14 protein-coding genes and 1 pseudogene are annotated in these 19,561 nt (G+C 76.6%); 14 read left to right on the plus strand and 1 reads right to left on the minus strand.

Translation table 11 applies throughout. The annotated features are described in order from the left end of the window. The first annotated feature begins 14 nt into the window (after positions 1-14). Together ABZ117_RS11550 and ABZ117_RS11555 are read left to right on the plus strand one after the other, a co-directional pair. Positions 15-3,407 (plus strand): hypothetical protein, encoded by a 3,393-nt coding sequence (locus ABZ117_RS11550; protein WP_356819626.1) that lies wholly within the window; start codon positions 15-17, stop codon positions 3,405-3,407. A gap of 360 nt (positions 3,408-3,767) precedes the next feature. Then, complete coding sequence (locus tag ABZ117_RS11555; RefSeq protein WP_356819628.1) at positions 3,768-4,106, plus strand: DUF3040 domain-containing protein; 339 nt, start codon at positions 3,768-3,770, stop codon at positions 4,104-4,106. Positions 4,107-4,240: 134 nt separating this feature from the next. Here the strand turns inward: ABZ117_RS11555 and ABZ117_RS11560 are convergent, their stop codons facing one another. Next, positions 4,241-4,804 (minus strand): hemerythrin domain-containing protein, encoded by a 564-nt coding sequence (locus ABZ117_RS11560; RefSeq protein WP_356819630.1) that lies wholly within the window; start codon positions 4,802-4,804, stop codon positions 4,241-4,243. A gap of 768 nt (positions 4,805-5,572) precedes the next feature. Here ABZ117_RS11560 and ABZ117_RS11565 point away from each other — a divergent pair. The 12 genes and pseudogenes from ABZ117_RS11565 to ABZ117_RS11620 all read left to right on the plus strand — a co-directional run bounded on the left by ABZ117_RS11565 (position 5,573) and on the right by ABZ117_RS11620 (position 19,538). Then, entirely contained in the window at positions 5,573-6,580 is a 1,008-nt protein-coding gene (locus ABZ117_RS11565) for an NAD-dependent epimerase/dehydratase family protein (RefSeq protein ID WP_356819632.1), read from the plus strand. Positions 6,581-6,608: 28 nt separating this feature from the next. Next, complete coding sequence (locus ABZ117_RS11570; protein ID WP_356819634.1) at positions 6,609-8,243, plus strand: carbamoyltransferase C-terminal domain-containing protein; 1,635 nt, start codon at positions 6,609-6,611, stop codon at positions 8,241-8,243. Then, a complete protein-coding gene (locus tag ABZ117_RS11575; protein WP_356819636.1) occupies positions 8,240-9,235 on the plus strand; it encodes a glycosyltransferase in 996 nt (331 codons plus the stop codon). The genes ABZ117_RS11570 and ABZ117_RS11575 overlap by 4 nt, the downstream gene beginning before the upstream one ends. After that, positions 9,232-9,744 (plus strand): annotated as a pseudogene (locus ABZ117_RS11580) (HAD-IIIA family hydrolase); the annotation flags it as partial. The gene ABZ117_RS11575 and the pseudogene ABZ117_RS11580, both read left to right, overlap by 4 nt. A 611-nt stretch (positions 9,745-10,355) precedes the next feature. Next, entirely contained in the window at positions 10,356-11,366 is a 1,011-nt protein-coding gene (locus tag ABZ117_RS11585; RefSeq protein WP_356819638.1) for a glycosyltransferase family 9 protein, read from the plus strand. Continuing rightward, positions 11,363-12,325 carry a glycosyltransferase gene (locus ABZ117_RS11590; protein WP_356819640.1) on the plus strand — a complete coding sequence of 321 codons (963 nt, stop codon included), beginning with the start codon at positions 11,363-11,365 and terminating at the stop codon, positions 12,323-12,325. The genes ABZ117_RS11585 and ABZ117_RS11590 overlap by 4 nt, the downstream gene beginning before the upstream one ends. Next, on the plus strand, positions 12,322-13,554 hold the full coding sequence (locus ABZ117_RS11595) for a glycosyltransferase (RefSeq protein ID WP_356819641.1): 1,233 nt from the start codon (positions 12,322-12,324) through the stop codon (positions 13,552-13,554). The genes ABZ117_RS11590 and ABZ117_RS11595 overlap by 4 nt, the downstream gene beginning before the upstream one ends. Then, entirely contained in the window at positions 13,551-14,312 is a 762-nt protein-coding gene (locus ABZ117_RS11600; RefSeq protein WP_356819643.1) for an SIS domain-containing protein, read from the plus strand. Before ABZ117_RS11595 ends, ABZ117_RS11600 begins: the two co-directional genes overlap by 4 nt. Further along, complete coding sequence (locus tag ABZ117_RS11605) at positions 14,309-15,727, plus strand: PfkB family carbohydrate kinase (RefSeq protein ID WP_356819645.1); 1,419 nt, start codon at positions 14,309-14,311, stop codon at positions 15,725-15,727. The genes ABZ117_RS11600 and ABZ117_RS11605 overlap by 4 nt, the downstream gene beginning before the upstream one ends. Positions 15,728-16,670: 943 nt before the next feature. Continuing rightward, complete coding sequence (locus ABZ117_RS11610; protein WP_356819647.1) at positions 16,671-17,675, plus strand: glycosyltransferase family 9 protein; 1,005 nt, start codon at positions 16,671-16,673, stop codon at positions 17,673-17,675. Continuing rightward, positions 17,665-18,606 carry a glycosyltransferase gene (locus tag ABZ117_RS11615; RefSeq protein ID WP_356819649.1) on the plus strand — a complete coding sequence of 314 codons (942 nt, stop codon included), beginning with the start codon at positions 17,665-17,667 and terminating at the stop codon, positions 18,604-18,606. Before ABZ117_RS11610 ends, ABZ117_RS11615 begins: the two co-directional genes overlap by 11 nt. Continuing rightward, positions 18,603-19,538: a glycosyltransferase gene (locus ABZ117_RS11620; protein WP_356819652.1), complete on the plus strand. Its 936-nt coding sequence runs from the start codon at positions 18,603-18,605 to the stop codon at positions 19,536-19,538. Before ABZ117_RS11615 ends, ABZ117_RS11620 begins: the two co-directional genes overlap by 4 nt. Positions 19,539-19,561 lie beyond the last annotated feature (23 nt).

Here is a 19,561-nt window from a genome sequence, read left to right on the forward strand (position 1 = left end):
AGGGGAAGGGGAGCATGGCCCGCAAGGAGCGTCCGCTGGAGGGGGAAGACGGACCGCTGCTGCGGTTCGCCGCGGCCCTGCGCCGCTTACGTCACGAGGCCGGCTCCCCGCCGTACCGCGATCTGGCGCACCGCGCCCACTACTCGGTGGCCACCCTGTCCGGCGCCGCCTCCGGACGGCGGCTGCCCAGCCTCGACGTCACGCTGTCGTACGTACGGGCCTGCGGCGGCGACCCGAGGGAGTGGGAGGGGCGCTGGCACGCCGTCGCCGTCGAACTCCGCGCCGTGTCCTGCGCCGGCGACCCGGGGGAGCGGAACGGCTTGGAGAAGGGGGGCGGCCCGCACGCACAGCCCTGCCCGGAGGCACCGGCCGGCCCGCTCCCCCGGGGGCCGTACGTCGGTCTGGCGGCCTTCCGCACCGAGGACGCCGACCTGTTCTTCGGCCGCGAGCGTCTGGTGGAGGACCTCCTCGCCACCCTGGCCCGGAGGCGGGCCGTGGCCGTCGTCGGCGCGTCCGGAGCCGGCAAGTCCTCCCTCCTGCGCGCCGGACTGCTGCCGCGCCTGACCCGTGACGAACCGCACCGCAGGGTGCGGGTCCTCACCCCCGGGCCCCACCCACGGGAACGCCTGGAGAGGGCGCTCGCGGCGGAGCGGGGATCCGGGGAATCGGGGCCGGGCTCAGGGCTGGACCCCGGGCCGGTCTCCGGGCCGGGCCAGGGGTCGGCTTGCGGGCCGGGCTCCGAGCTGGAATCCGGGCCGGGCGACGGGTCTGACTCTGGGCTGGGTCACGGGTCGGACTTCGGGCCGGGCCAAGGAGCGGCGTCTGGGCCGGGCCCCGGGCTGGAATCCGGGTTGCAGTCCGGATTGGGTCACGGGTCGGGCTCCGGGTCGGGCCAAGGACCGGTCTCCGGGCCGAGCTCCGGGTCGGTCTCCGGGCCGCGCCAGGGGTCGGGCTCCGGGTCGGTCTCCGGGTCGAGCCCCGGGCTGGGCTCCGGGTCGGTCTCCGGGCCGCGCCAGGGGTCGGGCTCCGGGCCGGTCTCCGGGGCGAGCCCCGGGCCGGGCTCCGGGTCGGGCTCCGGGTCGGGCTCCGGCCCGGGTGAACTGGTGCTGGTCGTGGACCAGTTCGAGGAGGTCTTCACCGTCTGCGCCGACGCCGACGAGCGCGCCCGCTTCATCGCCGCCCTCGTCGAGGAGGCGGAGCGGCCCGGATCCGGCTGCCGGATCGTCCTCGGGGTCCGCGCCGACTTCTACGCCCACTGCACCCGCCACGCCCCGCTCGTCGCCATCCTGCGCGACGCGCAGGTCGTCGTCGGACCGATGAGCGCGGCCGAACTGCGGTGCGCCGTCGTCGAACCCGCCCGGCGGGCCGGCCTGACCGTGGAAGGCGCCCTCCAGGCCACCCTCGTCGCCCACGCTCACGGGCAGGCCGGAGTCCTGCCCCTGCTGTCCCACGCGCTGCTGGAGACCTGGCGCAGGAGGCGAGGCGCCGCCCTCACCCTGGACGCTTTCCACGCGGCCGGTGGATTCGAGGGGGCGCTCGCGCAGTCCGCGGAGAGCCTCTACTCCTCGCTCACCGTCCGTCAGCAGCAGCTGGCCCGGCAGACCTTCGTACACCTCATCGCCCTCGGTGAAGGCACCGAGGACACCAAGCGGCCCGTCTCCCGCGACGAACTCGGCGAGGACGCCGACACCGCGACCGTGCTGGCCCGGGCCGCGGCGCTGCGCCTGCTCACCCTCGACGACGGCCGGGTCGAACTCACCCACGAGGCGCTCATCCGGGCCTGGCCCCGGCTGCGCGGCTGGCTGACCGACGACCGCGAGCGGTTACGGGCCCACCGCCGGCTCACCGACGCCGCCCGCACCTGGGAGACCCTGGGACGGGACCCCGGCGCCCTCTACCGCGGCGCCCGGCTCGCCCTCGCCCGCGACCTCGTCAGCAGCCGCGGGATCCGGCTCGCCCCGACGGAACAGGCCTTCGTCGACGCCGGCACGGCGGCCGAGGCCGCGGCCGGGGACTCCGCCCGGCGGCGCGCCCGACGCCTGCGCTCCCTCGTGGCACTCCTGGCCGTGCTCGTCGTGGTGGCGACCATCGCCACGGTCGACGCCCGCCGGGCCGAGGAGGAGGTCACCCGGCAGCGCAACGCCGCGGTCGCCCGGACCATCGCGGACAGCGCGACGGTACTCGTCAACACCGATCCCGGGCTGGCGGTACAGCTGGGTCTGACGGCCTACCGCCTCGCCCCGACCGCCAGGACGCGCGACGCCCTGGTGAGCACCCTGATGACCACCGTGGCCGCCCATGCCAAGGAGGTCCTCGCCATCGCGTACCGCCCCGACGGGCGTCAGCTGGCGACCGCGAGTGGCGACCACACCGCGCGGCTGTGGCGGGTGCACGGCACCGACCGCCCCGTCGCCGAAGCCACCCTCAGGGGCCACGGCGACGACGTCCGGACCGTGGCCTACCGCCCGGACGGCCGCGCGCTGGCCACCGGGTCCGCCGACGGGAGCGTGCGGCTGTGGGACACGGCCGCGGCCACCCGGCCCGCCCTGCTCGCCTCACTCACCGGGCAGGGAGGAGACGTACGCTCCGTCGCCTACGGCCCGGACGGCCGTACGCTCGCCACCGCCGGCGGCGACGGCAGTGTGGGGCTCTGGGACGTCACCGACCCCACCAGGCCCGCCCTGCTCACGCGGGTGACCGGACACCGTGACGCGGTCCGTGCGGTGGCGTTCAGCCCGGACGGCCGCACGCTCGCCAGCGCCGGCGAGGACGGCGCCGTACGGCTGACCGCCGTCGCGGACCGGCGCCGGCCGCAACGGCTGGCCGTCCTGGACGGCCACGCCACCGGGGCGTTCTCGGTGGCCTTCAGCCCCGACGGCCGCACACTCGCCACGGCCGGCGGCGGGCACGCACCGGTACGGCTGTGGAGCCTCGCCGACCCGCGCCGCCCGGCCCCGCTCGCCGGCCTCTCCGGCCACACCGACGTCGTCGGCTCGGTGGCGTTCAGCCCCGACGGGCGTACCCTCGCCAGCGCGAGCGACGACCGTACGGTGCGGCTGTGGAGCGTGGACCGGCCCGCGCACCCGGCCGCGCTGGCCACACTGACCGGCCACGGCACGGCGGTCAGCTCGGTCGCCTTCAGCCCCGACGGAACCGTACTGGCCTCCGGCGGCTTCGACGCCACCGTCCGGCTCGCCGGTACCGACCGGGCCCGTGTCATCGCGCACGCCTGCGCGCACACCGGCCCCCGCATCACCCGCGCCCAGTGGACCGCCCACCTGCCGTACGTCGCCTACGCGCCCCCGTGCGGCGATCCGGACGGCTCCGGGCCGGTCAGCCGGCCCCGACGCGCACCCGGCGCCGCCGGCGGCCCCGGGCGTCCAGCGGGACGGGGCACGGAGAACTGACCCTCCGGTCCGCCGTCATGCCGTCACGCCGTCACGAGTACGTTGAGGAGAACGATCACGACGCAGGCCGCGACGGCCACCAGCACCACCCAGGGCCACATCGGGTGTTCCTCGGCCGGCTGCGCCTCGGTGGGCTCGCGCACGGTGGCTCCCTGTGAGCGGACGACGGGACTGGACCGCTCCATCGTGGCCGCGCCGGGACGCCTTTTCAGTCGGGGTGGCCACCGGCCCCGGGGTGGAGTTTTCTCCCCCCGGGACCCGCCCTCGCGGCCGGCAGCGGCCCGGCATCGCCCGAGCCGTCCGGGGAACTCGGCGGTCCGGAACACGGGGCCGCCGTCGGGCGGAGGAGGTGCCGTTGCCGTGGACGACTGGGAGATGTGGGAGATGCACGACGAGGTACAGCTGTCACCGCGCGAGCGGCTCGCGCTGGTGCAGATCGAGTCGAGACTCCGGCAGGACCGCCGGTTCGCGCGCCGGATGGGCTGCCCGCGCGGTCCGGGATGGCTGCCGGCGGCCGTCGTGCTGCTGACGGCCGCGTCGGTGTTCGTGGCCGTCATGGGCATCCGCACCTCGGACCCGGCGCTGCTGTGGTGCTTCGCGGCGCTGTGGCCGCTGACCCTCTTGCAGGTGTTCCGGCTGCTGTGCCGGGCCACCCGCCCCCGGACCCGCTCCGGCGCCCGGGTCACCCCCTGGCTCTGATCCCCGGCAACGGAAAAGCAGGCCCCGGCAACGGAAAGGCAGGCCCCGGCAACGGAAAGGCAGGCCCGAGCAACGGAAAGCGGGGCCGGGCGACCTGCCCGGCCCCGCCTCCTTCCGCCCAGGACGGCGTCGCGTCAGCTCTCCTTGCCCCGCCCCGACAGCGCGTCGCGCATCCGGTCGACCAGGCCGGCACCCGGGGCGAGCAGCTTGTTGGCCGGGGGCTTGTCCGGCGCCGCCGGGTGCGGCCGGGTCGGCGCCGTCTTCTTGGCCCGGCGCACCTTGTCGCCGAGGGTCATCAGCGCGTCGGGGGAACAGGCCGCCTCCAGACGCGGGAAGAGGTTCTGCTCCTCGTCGGTCACATGGGAGCGGATCTCGGTCATCAGCTGCGCCATGAGCGTGTCGAACCGGGGGTCGTCGGCCTGACAGCCCTCCAGGTCCTTCATGATCTGCTCGGCCTTCGCGTGGTCCTCCAGCTCCTTGTCGGCCAGGGCGTCCCCGCCCGTGAGGTGCTCGCGCACCGCCGGGTACAGATAGGCCTCCTCGGCGACGGAGTGGCGGACCAGCTCGATCGTGGCCTGGTCGGCCAGGTTCTTGCGTTCGCTGGAACCGGGCGGCAGCGCCTCGATCCGGCCGAAGAGCTCCTCTACCTCACGGTGGTCGGTGGTGAGCTCCTGGATGACGTTTCCGCCGTGACCCATCGTCGTACCTCCTGAATGACACGCGGCGGCCCGTGAGCGGCCGGCCGTCGTCCGGCCGGGTGCCCCGACGACGGTGGGCTACACGGCCCGCCCCGCCCGGCCACCGCATCGGGTGGCGGGTGTCGGCCATCCGGCCCGCTCCGGACAGCGCCTCCTCCCGCGGTGCCGCATGATCCGCTGCGGACGGCCGCGCGCGGGTGCGCCCACCGGGCGGGGGCCCCGGCCCGCGCCCGACGGTGAGCACCCACGGACCGGCCTCCCGGACCACCCCGGCGGCACCCACGGACCACCCCGGCCGCGAGTCGTCTGCAAGTTCTGAACCCGTCTTCGGGAGCCGCTGCTTGCCCGCCGTACCGCCGAGCGCGCGAGGCGGCGTGCGCGGTGCGGCCGGGCCGGAGGGGTCTCCGACGGTCTCCGGTGACAGCTCCCCGCACAGACCGGCTTGCCGGCGCGGCGACGGGGCCCGGACATCGTCGTGCAGGAGCCTTCCCGCCGTGCTACACGGGGCGCCGGAGTCGCGCGAGCACCCGTGATCCGGGACAATCAGAATCCAACGCGTGAACCCAACTGGCAGGGGAACCCAGCTGCCAGTGCCGTCCAGCAAGCGGCGGCCGACCAGGGCGGTCCTCCGGATGAGCGGGGACCCGGCCCTCCTCCTTCCCTTCTCTCCCAGCGGGCCGACGACGTCGGACCCGGCGACGCAGTACGCGCCAACGCCCGGCCAGGGCGTCTTCGCGGCGCGAACGACGTGGACGAAGGAACAGTCCCATGACTGCTGAGACACCGTTCTCCTGGCGGCGCGCCCTCGTGACCGGCGGCGCCGGTTTCCTCGGCTCCCATCTGTGCGAACGGCTGCTGGATTCGGGCGTCGAAGTCGACTGTGCCGACAACCTGGCCTGCGGCCGGCGCGAGAACGTCGCGCACCTGGAGGACCGGCCCGGATTCCGGTACGTGCACTGCGACGTCTCCGCGGCCGAGTGCACCGCACTGCTGCCGGGCCCCTACGACCTGGTACTGCACTTCGCCTGCCCGGCCTCACCCGCCGACTACCTGCGGATGCCCCTGGAGACGCTGGACGTCGGCAGCCTCGGCACCCGCAACACGCTGACCATCGCCGAACGCGACGGCGCCCGCTTCCTGCTGGCCTCCACCTCCGAGGTGTACGGCGACCCGCTGGTGCACCCGCAGCACGAGGGCTACTGGGGCAACGTCAACCCGGTCGGGCCGCGCAGCGTGTACGACGAGTCCAAGCGGTTCGGCGAGGCCCTGGTGACCGCGCACGCCGGCACCCGGGGGACGAACGCCGGGATAGTACGGCTGTTCAACACCTACGGGCCGCGCATGCGGGCCCACGACGGCCGCGCGGTACCGACGTTCATCTGCCAGGCCCTGGCCGGCGAACCGCTCACGGTGACCGGCGACGGCAGCCAGACCCGCTCGCTGTGCTACGTCGACGACACCGTCGACGGCATCCTCCGGGTGGCCGCCAGCCGCTCCGTACGGCCGGTCAACATCGGCGGCAGCGACGAGATCACCGTTGCCGGCCTGGCCCGCCGGGTGGTCGCCCTGACCGGTTCCCGCTCGCCGATCGCGTTCATAGACCGGCCCGTCGACGATCCCGGCCGGCGCCGCCCCGACACCACCCTGGCGCGCGAACTGCTCGGCTGGTCCCCGCAGATCCCCTGGGAGGAGGGCCTGAAGCAGACCATCGCCTACTTCTCCGCCCTGCCCCCGGAACCGGCCTCGCGCGCGGAGGTCCCGGCCCCGCAGTCCTGACCCCCGCCCCCGGCCCTGGAGACAGCGCATGCACGTCCTCGGAATCAACGCACTCTTCCACGACCCCGCCGCCGCCCTGATCACCGACGGCACGGTCGTGGCGGCAGCGGAGGAGGAACGCTTCTCACGCCGCAAGCACGGCAAGCGCCCCGTTCCCTTCTCCGCCTGGGAGCTGCCCGAGCAGTCGGCCCGCTGGTGCCTGGCACAGGCCGGCCTCACCCCGGCCGACCTGGACGCCGTCGCCTACTCCTACGACCCCGCGCTCGCCCGTCCCGCCGAGCGGATGGGGCTGCACGACCCCTGGGACCACCTGCGCCAGGAATACGCCCGCCGGGCCCCGGAGTTCCTCGCCGAGGCCCTGCCCGGACTCGACCCGGCGAAGGTCAGGTTCGTCCCGCACCACGTGGCCCACGCCGCCTCCGCCGGGGCCGTCTCGCCGTACCCGGACTGCGCCGTCCTCGTCCTGGACGGCCGCGGCGAGTGCGGCTCCCATCTGGCCGGCCGGTACACCGGCCGCGAACTGACCGTCCTCGCCACCCAGGAACTGCCCGACTCCCTCGGCCTGTTCTACGAGGACCTCACCCAGCACCTCGGATTCCTGCGCAGCAGCGACGAGTTCAAGGTCATGGCCCTCGCCTCCCACGGCACCCCGCGCTTCGCCGGCCGGCTGCGCGAGTACGTCCACGCCGAGGACGGCGGCGGCTTCCGGGCCCGCCCCGTGCCCTGGGCGGAACTCGTCCCGCCGCGCCCCGCCGGCGGCGCCTGGGACCAGGACCACGCCGACCTCGCCGCCAGTGCCCAGCTCTGTTTGGAGGAGGCCATGCTGGTCCTCGCCCGGTGGCTGCGCGAGCGCACCGGCGAGGACGTGCTCACCCTGGCCGGCGGGGTGGCGCTGAACTGCGTGGCCAACACCCGGCTGTGGCGGGACAGCGGCTTCGCCCACGTGTGGGTGCAGCCCGCCGCCGGTGACGCCGGCACCGCCCTCGGCGCGGCGGCGCACGTCGCCGGGCAGAAGGACACCCTGGAGCCGATGCCGACCGCCGCGCTCGGCCGCGGCTGGAGCGACACCGAACTGCGGGAGTGGCTCGACCGGGCGGCCGTACCGTACGACGAGCCCGCCGACATCGCCGAGACGGCCGCCGAGGCGCTGGCCGCCGACGGGATCGTGGCCTGGTTCCAGGGCCGCAGCGAATACGGCCCCCGCGCGCTCGGGCACCGCTCACTTCTCGCCCACCCGGGGCGGGCCGCCAACCTGGAGCGGCTCAACGCCGTCAAGGGACGCGAGGAGTTCCGGCCCGTCGCGCCCATGGTCCTCGCCGAACGCGCGGCCGAGATCTTCGACGGGCCGCTGCCCAGCCCCCACATGCTCTTCGTCCACGACGTGGCCCCCGACTGGAGGGCCCGCATCCCGGCCGTGGTCCACGTCGACGGCACGGCCCGCATCCAGACCGTGGACCGGGACCAGGAGCCGCTGGTGGCCCGGATGATCGAGGGTTTCGAACGGCGCACCGGACTGCCGGTGGTGGTCAACACCAGCCTGAACACCGCCGGCCGGCCCATGGTCGACGACCCCAGGGATGCCCTGGAGTGCTTCGGCTCGGCCCCCGTGGACCTGCTGGTGCTCGGCCCGTTCGCCGTCCGCCGAGGGAAGGCGTTCGCATGAGCGACGCACCCGCCTACACCGTCGTCGTCCCGACCATCGGCCGCCCCTGCCTCGCCGAGTGCCTGCGCGCGCTCGCCGCGGCCGGCGACCATCCGCCGCACGAGGTGGTCGTCGTGGACGACCGGCCCGCACCCGACGGCGGCCTGCCGCTGGAGCCGGCCGGGCAGCTCCTCGACCGCGTCCGCACCCTGCGCACCGGCGGCCGCGGCCCGGCCGCCGCCCGCAACGCCGGCTGGCAGACCGTCCGTACGCCCTGGACGGTCTTCCTGGACGACGACGTCCAGGTGCTGCCCGACTGGTCCCGGCGGCTCGCCGAGGACCTGCGGGAGGCCGGCCCCGAAGTCGGCGGCATCCAGGGGCAGTTGCGTGTCCCCCTGCCCCCCGACCGCCGGCCCACCGACTGGGAACGCACCACCAAGGGCCTGGAGAACGCCGCCTGGGCCACCGCCGACATGGCCTACCGCACCGAGGCACTCAAGCGGACCGGTGGCTTCGACGAACGCTTCCCGCGCGCCTTCCGCGAGGACGCCGACCTCGCCCTGCGCGTCCAGCGGGCCGGCTGGTCCCTGGTCCGGGGCGAACGGGTCACCCGGCACCCCGTCCGCCCGGCCCACTGGTGGGCCTCGCTGCCCGTGCAGCGCGGCAACGCCGACGACGCCCTGATGAACCGGCTGCACGGCCGCGACTGGTGGGACCGCGCACAGGCGCCCCGCGGCCGGCTGCCCCGCCACCTCGTCGTCACGGGAGCCGCCCTCGCCGCCGCCTCCTGCGCCCTGACCGGGCGGCGCCGGGCCGCGACCGCCTGGGCGGCGCTGTGGACCCTGGGCACCACCGAGTTCGCCCTCGCCCGCATCCTGCCCGGCCCGCGCACCGCCCGTGAGATCGCCGGGATGCTCGGCACCAGCGTGCTCATCCCGCCCCTCGCCGTCCGGCACTGGGTGCGCGGCGTCGTCCGCCACCGGCACGCCGAACCCCTGGGAGGTGCCGCGTGAACAGGCTGTCCGCCGTCCTCTTCGACCGCGACGGCACCCTCGTGCGGGACGTGCCGTACAACGGCGACCCCGGCCGGGTCCGGCTGCTGCCGGGCGCCGCCGCGGCCGTCGCGCTGGCGCGGTCCGCCGGGCTGCCGACCGGGGTCGTCAGCAACCAGTCAGGCATCGGGCGCGGCCTGCTCACCGTCGAGCAGGTGCTCCGCGTCAACGCCCGTGCCGACGAGCTGCTGGGCGGACTGGACACCTGGCTGTTCTGCCCGCACGCCCCCGACGCGGGCTGCGCCTGCCGCAAACCCCGGCCCGGCATGATCCGCACCGCCGCCGCCCGGCTGGGCGTCGAGCCCGCCGGGTGCCTGGTGATCGGTGACATCGCCGCGGACGTGCTGGCCGCCCGCGCGGCGGGCGCCCGGGGCGTGCTCGTCCCGAACGCGGCCACGGCACCGGCGGAGGTGGCACGATTCGCCATGGACAGCGCCCCCGACGTACTCACCGCCGTACGCGCGGCACTGGCGGAGGCCGGCCTCCCGCCCGGGAGCCGGACGTCCGCGCATGGGAGCCGGACGTCCGCGACCGGAAGCCGGCCGTCCGCGACCGGAAGCCGGCCGTCCGCACGGGGCCCGGCCACCGGCCGCGCCCACACCCGGACACCCTGGCACGACACCGCGACTCCGGGGGCCCGAACGACTCCGGGGGCCCCAACGACTCCTGCGGTCCCCACGACCCCTTCGGTCCCCACGACGCCCGAGGCCGCCGCGACATCCACCCCTGCGGCTTCTGTGGCCCTTGAGGCCGCCCGGACACCCGCTCCTGCAACTCCTGTGGCGCCTGCGGCTGCCGCGACACCCGCCCCTGCTCCTGCGGCTCCCGCCAACCGCAGCGCTCCCACGGTTCCTGCGGCTCCCACGGCCACCACCGTCTCGGCGGCTCCCGCGATCCGCTCCGCCCCAGCGGCCACCGCGGCCCCAACGGCCCCCACAGCGCCCGGAGTCCCCAAGGCCCCCAAGAGCGGACGGTCGGCCGGCGTGGCGCACGCGGCCCCCGTGCCCGCAGCCCCCGTGGCGCACGCGACCCGCGCGCAAGCGGCCCCCGTGCCCGCGCCTCCCGCGGGGAGGCGGTCGCGGTGAAGGCCCTCGTCGTCCGTCTCGACAGCTTCGGCGACGTCCTGCTCGCCGGCCCCGCCGTACGCGCCGTCGCCGCCCACGCCTCCCACGTCACGATGCTCTGCGGCCCGCGCGGCGCGGACGCCGCCCGGCTGCTGCCCGGTGTCGACGAGGTGCTGGAGTGGGCGGCGCCCTGGGAGGGCTTCGACCCGCCCCCGGTCGTCCCGGCGGACGTCGACGCCCTGCTGGGACGGCTGCGCGCCGGCGCCTACGACACCGCGCTCGTCCTCACCTCCTTCCACCAGAGCCCGCTGCCCACCGCGCTGCTGCTGCGGCTCGCGGGCGTCGGCCGGATCGGCGCGGACAGCGTCGACCACCCCGGCCGGCTGCTCGACGTACGCCACCGGCGGCAGGAGGGCCGGCACGAGGCCGAGGCGGCCCTGGAGACGGCCGCCGCCCTGGGCTTCCCGCTCCCGGCCGCAGACGACGGCCGGCTGCGCGTGCTGCCGCCCCCGGACACCGGCGGCCTCACCGGCCACGGCCCCTACGTCGTCCTGCACCCCGGCGCCAGCGCCCCCGCCCGCGCCTGGAGCCCCCACCGCTGCGCGGAGGCCGTCGCCCTGCTCACCGACGCCGGGCACCGCGTCGTCGTCACCGGCGGCCCCGGCGAGACGGCCCTGACCCGGCAGGTGAGCGGCGATCTCGCCGTGGACCTCGGCGGCCGGACCTCCCCCCGCACCCTCGCCGGCGTACTGCGCACGGCCGACGCCGTGATCAGCGCCAACACCGGCCCCGCCCACCTCGCCGCCGCCGTCGGCACACCGGTCGTCTCCCTGTTCGCGCCGGTCGTGCCGGCCGGCCGCTGGGCGCCGTACGGCGTCCCCGTCATCGTGCTCGGCGACCAGTCGGCGCCCTGTGCGGACACCCGGGCCCTCACCTGCCCCGTGCCCGGCCACCCCTGCCTGGACGAGGTCACCGGACAGGACGTGGTGCGCGCGGTGCACAAGCTCATCCAGGAGCGGCAGTCATGAACATCCTCGTCTGGCACGTGCACGGATCCTGGCTCACCGCCTTCGTGCAGGGCCCGCACACCTACCTGGTCCCGGTCACCGAGGACCGCGGCCCCGACGGGCTCGGCCGGGCCGTGACCTGGGACTGGCCCGCGACCGTCCGGGAACGCACTCCGGCCGAACTGCGGGACACCGACATCGACCTGATGGTCCTGCAACGCCCCCACGAGATCGGCCTGGCCGCGCGCTGGACCGGCCGCACACCCGGCGTGGACGTGCCCGCCGTGTACGTCGAGCACAACAGCCCCGACGCCTCACCCGAGCGGCAGCCCCACCCGCTGGCCGGGCAGTCCCGGATCCCGGTCGTGCACGTCACCCACTTCAACCGGCTGATGTGGGACAACGGCCGGGCCCCGGCCGAGGTCGTCGAGCACGGCATCCTCGACCCCGGCCCGCTGTGGACCGGCACCGAGCCGCGCGCGGCCGTCGTGGTCAACGAACCGGTGCGCAGGGGGCGTACCACCGGCACCGACCTGCTGCCCCGGTTCGCCCGCTCCGCGCCCCTGGACGTCTTCGGGATGCGCACCGAAGGGCTCGCCGAGCACCTCGGCCTGCCGCCCGGGCGCTGCCGCACCCGGGACCTGCCACAGCGCGAACTGCACCGCGAGATGGCCCGCTGCCGTCTCTACCTGCACCCCGTGCGCTGGACCTCGCTCGGCCTGTCCCTGCTGGAGGCCATGTTCCTCGGCATGCCCGTGGTCGCCCTGGACACCACCGAGGTCCGCGAGGCCGTACCCGACGGCGCCGGGGTGGTCTCGAACCGCCTCGACGTACTGGAGGACGCCGTACGGGCCCTCCTCGCCGAACCCGAGCTGGCCCGCCGCACCGGCGCGGCGGCCCGGGCGGCGGCCCAGGCCCGCTACGGAGAGCGGCGCTTCCTGGACGACTGGGAGCGCCTGATCAAGGAGGTCACCCGATGAGCCGCATTCCGCACACGGCCGGGCGCGTCGCCATGGTCTCCGAGCACGCCAGCCCGCTGGCCGCGCTCGGCGGACCGGACGCGGGCGGCCAGAACGTGTACGTGGCGCAGGTCGCCCGGCAGCTCGCCAGAAAGGGATACCGGGTCACGGTGTACACCCGGCGGGACTCCGCGGGCCTGCCGGACCGGGTGACCCTCATCGACGGCGTCCAGGTGGTGCACGTGCCCGCCGGGCCGCCCGCACCCGTCCCCAAGGATGAACTCCTGCCGCACATGGCCGAGTTCGGGAACTTCCTGGCCCGGCAGTGGACACAGAGCCCGCCCGACGTGGTCCACGCCCACTTCTGGATGTCGGGCCTGGCCGCCCTGGCCGGCACCCGGGAACTCGGCATCCCGGTCGTGCAGACCTACCACGCGCTCGGCACGGTCAAGCAGCGCTACCAGGGCACCGCCGACACCAGCCCGCCGCAGCGCCTCGCCATCGAGGAGGCCATCGGCCACGAGTGCGCCCGGATCATCGCCACGTGCAGCGACGAGGTGGCCGAACTCAAGGCCATGGGGCTGGCGGAGGACCGGATCAGCGTGGTGCCCTGCGGGGTGGACCCCGACCAGTTCGCGCCCGTCGGCCGCCCGCGCCGGGCCGGTGCCCGCCGGCGGTTGCTGGCCGTCGGCCGGCTCGTCCCGCGCAAGGGCTACGACCGCGCCATCCGCGCCCTGGCCGGCGTCCCCGACGCCGAACTCCTCATCGCCGGCGGCCCGGAGGCCGACCTGCTCGGCACCGAACCCGAGGCCGCGCGCCTCTACGGCACAGCCGCCGAACTCGGGGTCGCCGACCGGGTCACCCTGCTCGGCGGGGTCAGCCGGGCCCGCATGCCCCGGCTGATGTCCAGCGCCGACCTGGTGCTGTCGCTGCCCCGGTACGAGCCGTTCGGCATCGTCCCGCTGGAGGCCATGGCCTGCGCCACCCCGGTCGTCGCCACCGCCGTCGGCGGCCAGCTCGACACCGTCGTGGACGGCACCACCGGCGTCCTCGTCCCGGCCGACGACGACCACGACCTCGGCGCGGTCGTCCGTGGCCTCCTCGCCGACCCCGACCGGCTCGCCCGGTACGGGGCCGCCGGCCGGGAACGGGTCCTCAGCCACTACACCTGGGACCGGGTCGCCGACGGTGTGGCAGCGGTGTACGGCGCCGTGTCCCGCGTCCGCTCGCTCTCGGGAGTCGTCCGATGAAGACCGCCACCGGCACCACGCACGGGACCACGCACGGCACCAGCGTCAACGACACCACCCACTGCGACGACCTGACGAAGGCCCTGGAGACGTTCCGCGACAACGGTCCGCTCCTCGAACGCTGGGGCACCGACCTCGCCCGCCGGCTGGGCTCCGGCGCCCGGCTGCTCGTCGCGGGCAACGGCGGCAGCGCCGCGCAGGCACAGCACCTCACCGCCGAACTCGTGGGCCGCTACCGCGACGACCGGCCGCCGTTCTCCGCGGTCGCCCTGCACGCCGACACCTCCTCCACCACCGCGATCGCCAACGACTACGGCGTCCAGGAGGTGTTCGCCCGCCAGACCGCTGCCCACGGCCGCCCCGGCGACGTCCTGCTGCTGCTGTCCACCAGCGGGGCGAGCGCCAACCTGCTGGCCGCCGCCGAGCGCGCCCACCGCCTGGGCATGACGGTGTGGGCGCTGACCGGACGGGCCCCCAACCCGCTGCACCTCGGCGCGGACGAGGCCCTGTGCGCCGACGCCCCCGTCGCCGCCACCGTCCAGGAACTGCACCTGGTCGCCGTGCACATGCTGTGCGAGGCCTTCGACCGGGCCGTCGCGCGCGGTGAGGCCGACCACCGGGCCGACGGCGACGGTGCCGACGGCAAGCCCTCGGCCGACGGCAGGCCGGGTGTCGTCGGCCGGCTCGTGGGCCGCGCCCGCACCGTCGGCCGTGCCGCGTCCGGCGCGCCCGCAGCCCCCACGGAGGGACACGCGTGAACGCCTCGCACACACCCCTGGTCGTCGTGGGCGACGCCCTGCTCGACCACGACCTGTGCGGCCGGGCCGAACGCCTGGCCCCGGACGCCCCCGTACCCGTCGTCCACGGCACCCGGCGCAGCTCCCGCCCCGGCGGAGCCGCCCTCGCCGCCTGCCTCGCGGCGGCCGACGGACGTCCCGTCACCCTGGTCACCGCCCTCGGCACGGACCCCGCCAGCGACACCCTGCGCGAACTGCTGGCCGGCCGGGTCGACCTGGTGGAGGTGCCGCTGGAGGGCACCCTCAGCAGCAAGACCCGCGTCCTGGCCGGAGACCGGCCGCTGCTGCGCCTCGACGACGGCGAGGGACACGCCCGCGAGGCCACCCAGGAGGCGGTGTCCACGATCGCGGCGGCCGACGGCGTTCTCGTCGCCGACTACGGCCGCGGCACCGCCGACGTCCTCCGGGACGCGCTGGCGCACACCGCGGCGCCCGTCGTCTGGGACCCCCACGTCCGCGGCCGGCCCCCCGTGCCCGGCGTCCGCCTGGTCACCCCCTCGGCACAGGAGGCACGCGCCTTCGCCCGCCGGCTGGCCGACGGCGACGACGCCGGCGACGCGGCCGGACTGCGCACCGCCGCCCGGGACGCTCGCGCCCTGGTCGCCGCCTGGCAGGCGCAGGCCGTCGCCGTGACCCTCGGCGACCGCGGCGCCCTCCTCTCCCACGGCGAGACCCCGCTGCTCGTGCCGACCCCGGCCGCCGCCTCCGGCGACCCCTGCGGCGCCGGCGACCGGTTCGCCTCCGCCGCCGCCGGTCTGCTCGCCGACGGCGCCCTCACCGAGGCCGCCGTCCAGGCCGCCGTCCACGCCGCCACCCGCTACGTCGCCGAGGGCGGCGCCCGCGCGGTCACCGGTCCCGACCGGCCCGAGGCGGCCGCCGAGCCCCCGGCCGACGGCGACACCACCGCCGACGCCGTGCGCACCGCCGCCCGCGTCCGGGCCGCGGGCGGCACCGTCGTCGCCGCGGGCGGCTGCTTCGACCTGCTGCACGCCGGGCACGTCGCCCTGCTCCAGGCCGCCCGCCGGGCCGGTGACTGCCTGATCGTCTGCGTCAACTCCGACGACTCGGTGCGCCGCCGCAAGGGCGACGGCCGGCCCCTCGTCCCGGCCGCCGACCGGGTGCGGGTGCTGCGCGCCCTGGAGTGCGTGGACGCGGTCGCCGTCTTCGACGAGGACACCCCCGAACGCATCCTCGGCGACCTCCGCCCTCACATCTGGGCCAAGGGCGGCGACTACGCCCGGACCCGGCTGCCCGAACAGCCCCTCGTGGAGAGCTGGGGCGGCCAGGTCCTGCTCCTGCCCTACCTCGACGGCCGCTCCACCACCGTCCTGGCCCGCCGCGCCGCCCGGACACCGACCCCGGGCTCCCCCAGATGACCTCCACGGCCCCTTCCTGCGCCCCGCGCGTCTCCGTCCCGCTGGGAGCCCGCGGCCTCTCGTGCACGGCCGGCCCGCCGGGAGGCCTCGGCTGCGGTACGTTCCTGGAGCCGGCGGGCGTGTCCGGCGCGCGGTCCTCCCGTGCCCGACGCGCGGCCGCCCTCCCGGCAGGTGCCGGGTCCGGCGCCCGCCGGGGAATGTCGGAGGCGAGCACCACAGAGCTCCCGCGCACGCCCCGCATGCCCCCTGCGGTAGGACCGGCGCTCGGCGACCGGCCCGGCCCGCCGGGATGCGCCGGCCTCGGCATCCGCCGCCGGCCGGCGGAGATGACCGGCGGGCGCCCCCCACGGGGCCGGCGCGCGCTCGGCCCGGCGCGTGGGCTGTCCGCCCCGCCAGGTGTCCGACGGGCGACTGTCCCGCCAGGGGACGGGTGGCGGGTGCCCGGGCGGCGGCCGTCGGTGCCGGGCGCGGCGGTCGCCGCCTGTCGCCCGCCGTATCCACGTCCGTGTCCACCCCACTGCCCGGTCCGGGGCGCTGGATGTCCGACTCGCCAAGTCGCCGGTGCGCGGCGGTCGCCGCCTGTCACCCGCCGTGCCCACGCCTGCGTCCACCACTGCCCGCTCCAAGGCGTGGGCTGTCCGCCTCGTCAAGTGGCCGGTGCCCGGGCGGCAGTCGGAGCCGGGCCCGGCCGTGTGCGGCGGTCGCCGCCTGTCGCCCGCCGTATCCACGCCCGCGTCCACCACTGCCCGCTCCAAAGCGTGGCCTGTCCGCCTCGTCAAGTGGCCGGTGCCCGGGCGGCAGTCGGAGCCGGGCCCGGCCGTGCGCGGCGGTCGCCGCCCGCTGTCCGCCGGATCCACGTCCCCGTCCCTCACCCCGACTCCGTCCCCGTTCCCTTCCCCGACCCCGCGGGATCCACGTCCCCACCCGCCGGAGGGTTTCCTCGGTGAGCACTGAGCACTTCGCGAGCCCCCCCGACGCGCCACGCGTCCTGGTCCTGCGTGCGCTGGGCCTAGGTGACCTGCTGGCCGGCGTGCCCGCGCTGCGCGGTGTCCGCCGGGCCTTTCCCGGGCACCGGATCGTCCTCGCCCAGCCGCCGGGCCTGACCGAACTCGCCCTGGCCACCGGGGCGGTCGACGCCGTGTTCCCGGCCGGGGCACCGGGCCGGGCCGTCCCGGCGCTCACCCACTGGTCGGGCCCGCCCCCCGACGTGGCCGTCGACCTGCACGGCAACGGCCCCGAGAGCCGCGACGCGCTGGCCGCCCTGCGTCCGCGCCGGCTCCTCGCGCACGCCTGCCCGGACGGGCCGCCGTGGCGGGGACACCTCAACGAACGCGACCGCTGGTGCGCCTTCCTGCACGGGTACGGCATCCCGGCGGACCCCCTCGACCTGCGCCTGCCCCGGCCCACCACGCCGTCCCCGGCCCCGGGCGCGGTCGTCGTGCACCCCGGGGCCGCCTCGGGCTCGCGCCGCTGGCCGGGGGAGCGGTTCGCCGCCGTCGTACGGTGCCTGCGGGCGGCCGGACACCACGTGGTCCTCACCGGCGGCCCCGGCGAGGACGCCCTGGTCCGCTCGGTCGCCGAACGCAGCGGCCAGCGCGCCGGTGACGTGCTGACCGGCGGCCTGCCGTTCGCCCGGCTGTCCGCGCTGATCGCCGAGGCGTCCCTGGTGCTCAGCGGCGACACGGGCCTCGCCCACCTCGCGGTGGCCCACGGCACCCGCTCGGTCACCCTGTTCGGGCCGGTCTCCCCGCGCCTGTGGGGCCCGCCACCCGGCCCGGACCACTTCGCCCTGTGGAAACCCGGGCCGCCCGGCGACCCGCACGGCCGCACCCCGGACGCCCGCCTGCTGCGCATCGGCACCGGCGAGGTCGCCGCGGCCTGTCTGATGCTGCTGCGGGACGTCCGCGGCCGGCAGCGGCACAACGGGGAGGTCGCGCATGTCCACTGAGCAGGCACCCGGCCGTGTCCGCACGGCGCCCGCCGACGGCGATCCCCGGGTCACCGTCGCCGTCATCACCCGGGACCGCAGCGCGAGTCTGCTGCGCACCCTGGACGCCCTGGCCGCGCTGCCGGAACGGCCGCCGGTCGTAGTCGTCGACAACTCCCGTGACGACACCACCTACCGGGCCGTGTCCGGCCATCCGGCGATCACCCGCCTGCTGCGGCCCGCCGCCAACACCGGCGCCCTCGGCCGCAACCTGGCCGCCCGGCACGCCCGCACCCCCTACGTCGCCTTCAGCGACGACGACTCCTGGTGGAGGCCGGGCAGCCTCGCCCGGGCCGCCGACCTCCTGGATCGGCACCCCCGGCTCGGCCTGCTCGCCGCCCGCACCCTGGTCGGCCCCGAGGCCGCCGAGGACCCCCTCAACGCCGTACTCGCCGCCTCACCCCTGCCGTCCGAGCCGGACCTGCCCGGCCGCCCCGTCCTCGGCTTCCTCGGCTGCGCCTGCGTGGTCCGCCGCGAGGCCTTCCTCGGCGTCGGCGGCTACCACCCGCTGCTCTTCTTCGGCGGTGAGGAGACCCTGCTCGCCTACGACCTCGCCGCGGCCGGCTGGGGCGTCACCTACGAGCCCTCCCTCAGCGCCTGCCACCACCCCGAGGACCACGGCCGCACCGGCCGTTCCTCCCTCGTCCGGCGCAACCACGTGCTCACCGTCTGCCTGCGCCGCCCATGGCCGGTAGCCCTGCGCGCCGGCACCGGCCTCGCTCTGGCCGCTGCGGCCGGCCGTCCCGGCGCACGCAGTGCCCTGAAGGAGGCCCTCATCCGGTTCCCGGCCGCCCTCGCCCGCCGCCGCACCCTGCCCCCGCACGTCGAACACGCCGCCCGCCTGCTCGACCGGGAGCCGGCGGGCGGCCCGAGGAAAGGCGCCACGCGATGACCGGCACCACCGCGGCCGACGCCCGCCCCCGCACCGTCCCCGACGACCGTACGACCGTCGTCCTGATCACCTACAACCGCCGCGACGAACTGCTGCGCACCCTGACCCTGCTGCGCCGGCTGCCCGAGCGTCCGCCGGTGATCGTCACCGACAACGGCTCCACCGACGGCACCGCCGAGGCCGTCGCCCGCGACTTCCCCGAGATGACCCTGCTGCGCCCCGGCCGCAACCTCGGCGCCATCGGACGCAACCTGGCCGTCCAGCGGGTGCGCACCCCCTACGTCGCCTTCTGCGACGACGACACCTGGTGGGCGCCGGGCAGCCTCGCCCGGGCCGCCGACCTGCTCGACACCCGGCCCCGGCTCGCGGCCGTCACGGCACGGATCATCGTCGAGCCGGACGGCACCGAGGACCCGGTCGTACGCGAACTGCGCGAGTCCCCGCTGTCCGGCCCCGACTGGCTGCCGGGCCCCGCCCTCGGCTCCTTCCTCGCCGCCGCCACCGTGCTGCGCACCGACGCGTTCCGCGCCGGCGGCGGCTTCCACCCGGGGCTCTGGCTCGGCGGCGAGGAGGAGTTGCTCGCCTGCGACCTGCTGCGCCAGGGCTGGTGGCTGGCCTACGCCGAGGACCTCACCGTCCACCACCACGCCTCCGTGCTGCGCGACAGCACGGCCCGTCGCGTCCTCGGGCTGCGCAACACGCTGTGGTTCACCTGGCTGCGCCGCCCGCTCCTGCCGGCGCTGCGCCGTACCGGGCACCTCGCGCGGACCGTGCCCCGCGACATCGCCTCCGTCCGCGCCTTCGCGCACGCCGCCGCCGGGCTGCCGTGGGTGCTGCGCCACCGCGACCCCGTACCGCCGGACCTGGAGTACCGGCTGGCCGCGCTGGAACGGGCCCGCAGGAACTCACCCGCCCGGCGGTACGTCGGGTGAGTTTCGCGACGTACGACACGCCA

Origin of the sequence: Streptomyces sp. NPDC006309, from assembly GCF_040613095.1 — a bacterium.
Taxonomy (GTDB): domain Bacteria; phylum Actinomycetota; class Actinomycetes; order Streptomycetales; family Streptomycetaceae; genus Streptomyces.

What these genes read in the sequence shown, in the direction of transcription:
- ABZ117_RS11575 (WP_356819636.1), top strand. Translation starts at nt 8,240, where the DNA reads ATGAGCGACGCACCCGCCTACACCGTCGTCGTCCCGACCATCGGCCGC.
- ABZ117_RS11615 (WP_356819649.1), top strand. Translation starts at nt 17,665, where the DNA reads ATGTCCACTGAGCAGGCACCCGGCCGTGTCCGCACGGCGCCCGCCGAC.
- ABZ117_RS11595 (WP_356819641.1), top strand. Translation starts at nt 12,322, where the DNA reads ATGAGCCGCATTCCGCACACGGCCGGGCGCGTCGCCATGGTCTCCGAG.
- ABZ117_RS11620 (WP_356819652.1), top strand. Translation starts at nt 18,603, where the DNA reads ATGACCGGCACCACCGCGGCCGACGCCCGCCCCCGCACCGTCCCCGAC.
- ABZ117_RS11590 (WP_356819640.1), top strand. Translation starts at nt 11,363, where the DNA reads ATGAACATCCTCGTCTGGCACGTGCACGGATCCTGGCTCACCGCCTTC.
- ABZ117_RS11550 (WP_356819626.1), top strand. Translation starts at nt 15, where the DNA reads ATGGCCCGCAAGGAGCGTCCGCTGGAGGGGGAAGACGGACCGCTGCTG.
- ABZ117_RS11565 (WP_356819632.1), top strand. Translation starts at nt 5,573, where the DNA reads ATGACTGCTGAGACACCGTTCTCCTGGCGGCGCGCCCTCGTGACCGGC.
- ABZ117_RS11570 (WP_356819634.1), top strand. Translation starts at nt 6,609, where the DNA reads ATGCACGTCCTCGGAATCAACGCACTCTTCCACGACCCCGCCGCCGCC.
- ABZ117_RS11560 (WP_356819630.1), bottom strand. Translation starts at nt 4,804, where the DNA reads ATGGGTCACGGCGGAAACGTCATCCAGGAGCTCACCACCGACCACCGT.
- ABZ117_RS11600 (WP_356819643.1), top strand. Translation starts at nt 13,551, where the DNA reads ATGAAGACCGCCACCGGCACCACGCACGGGACCACGCACGGCACCAGC.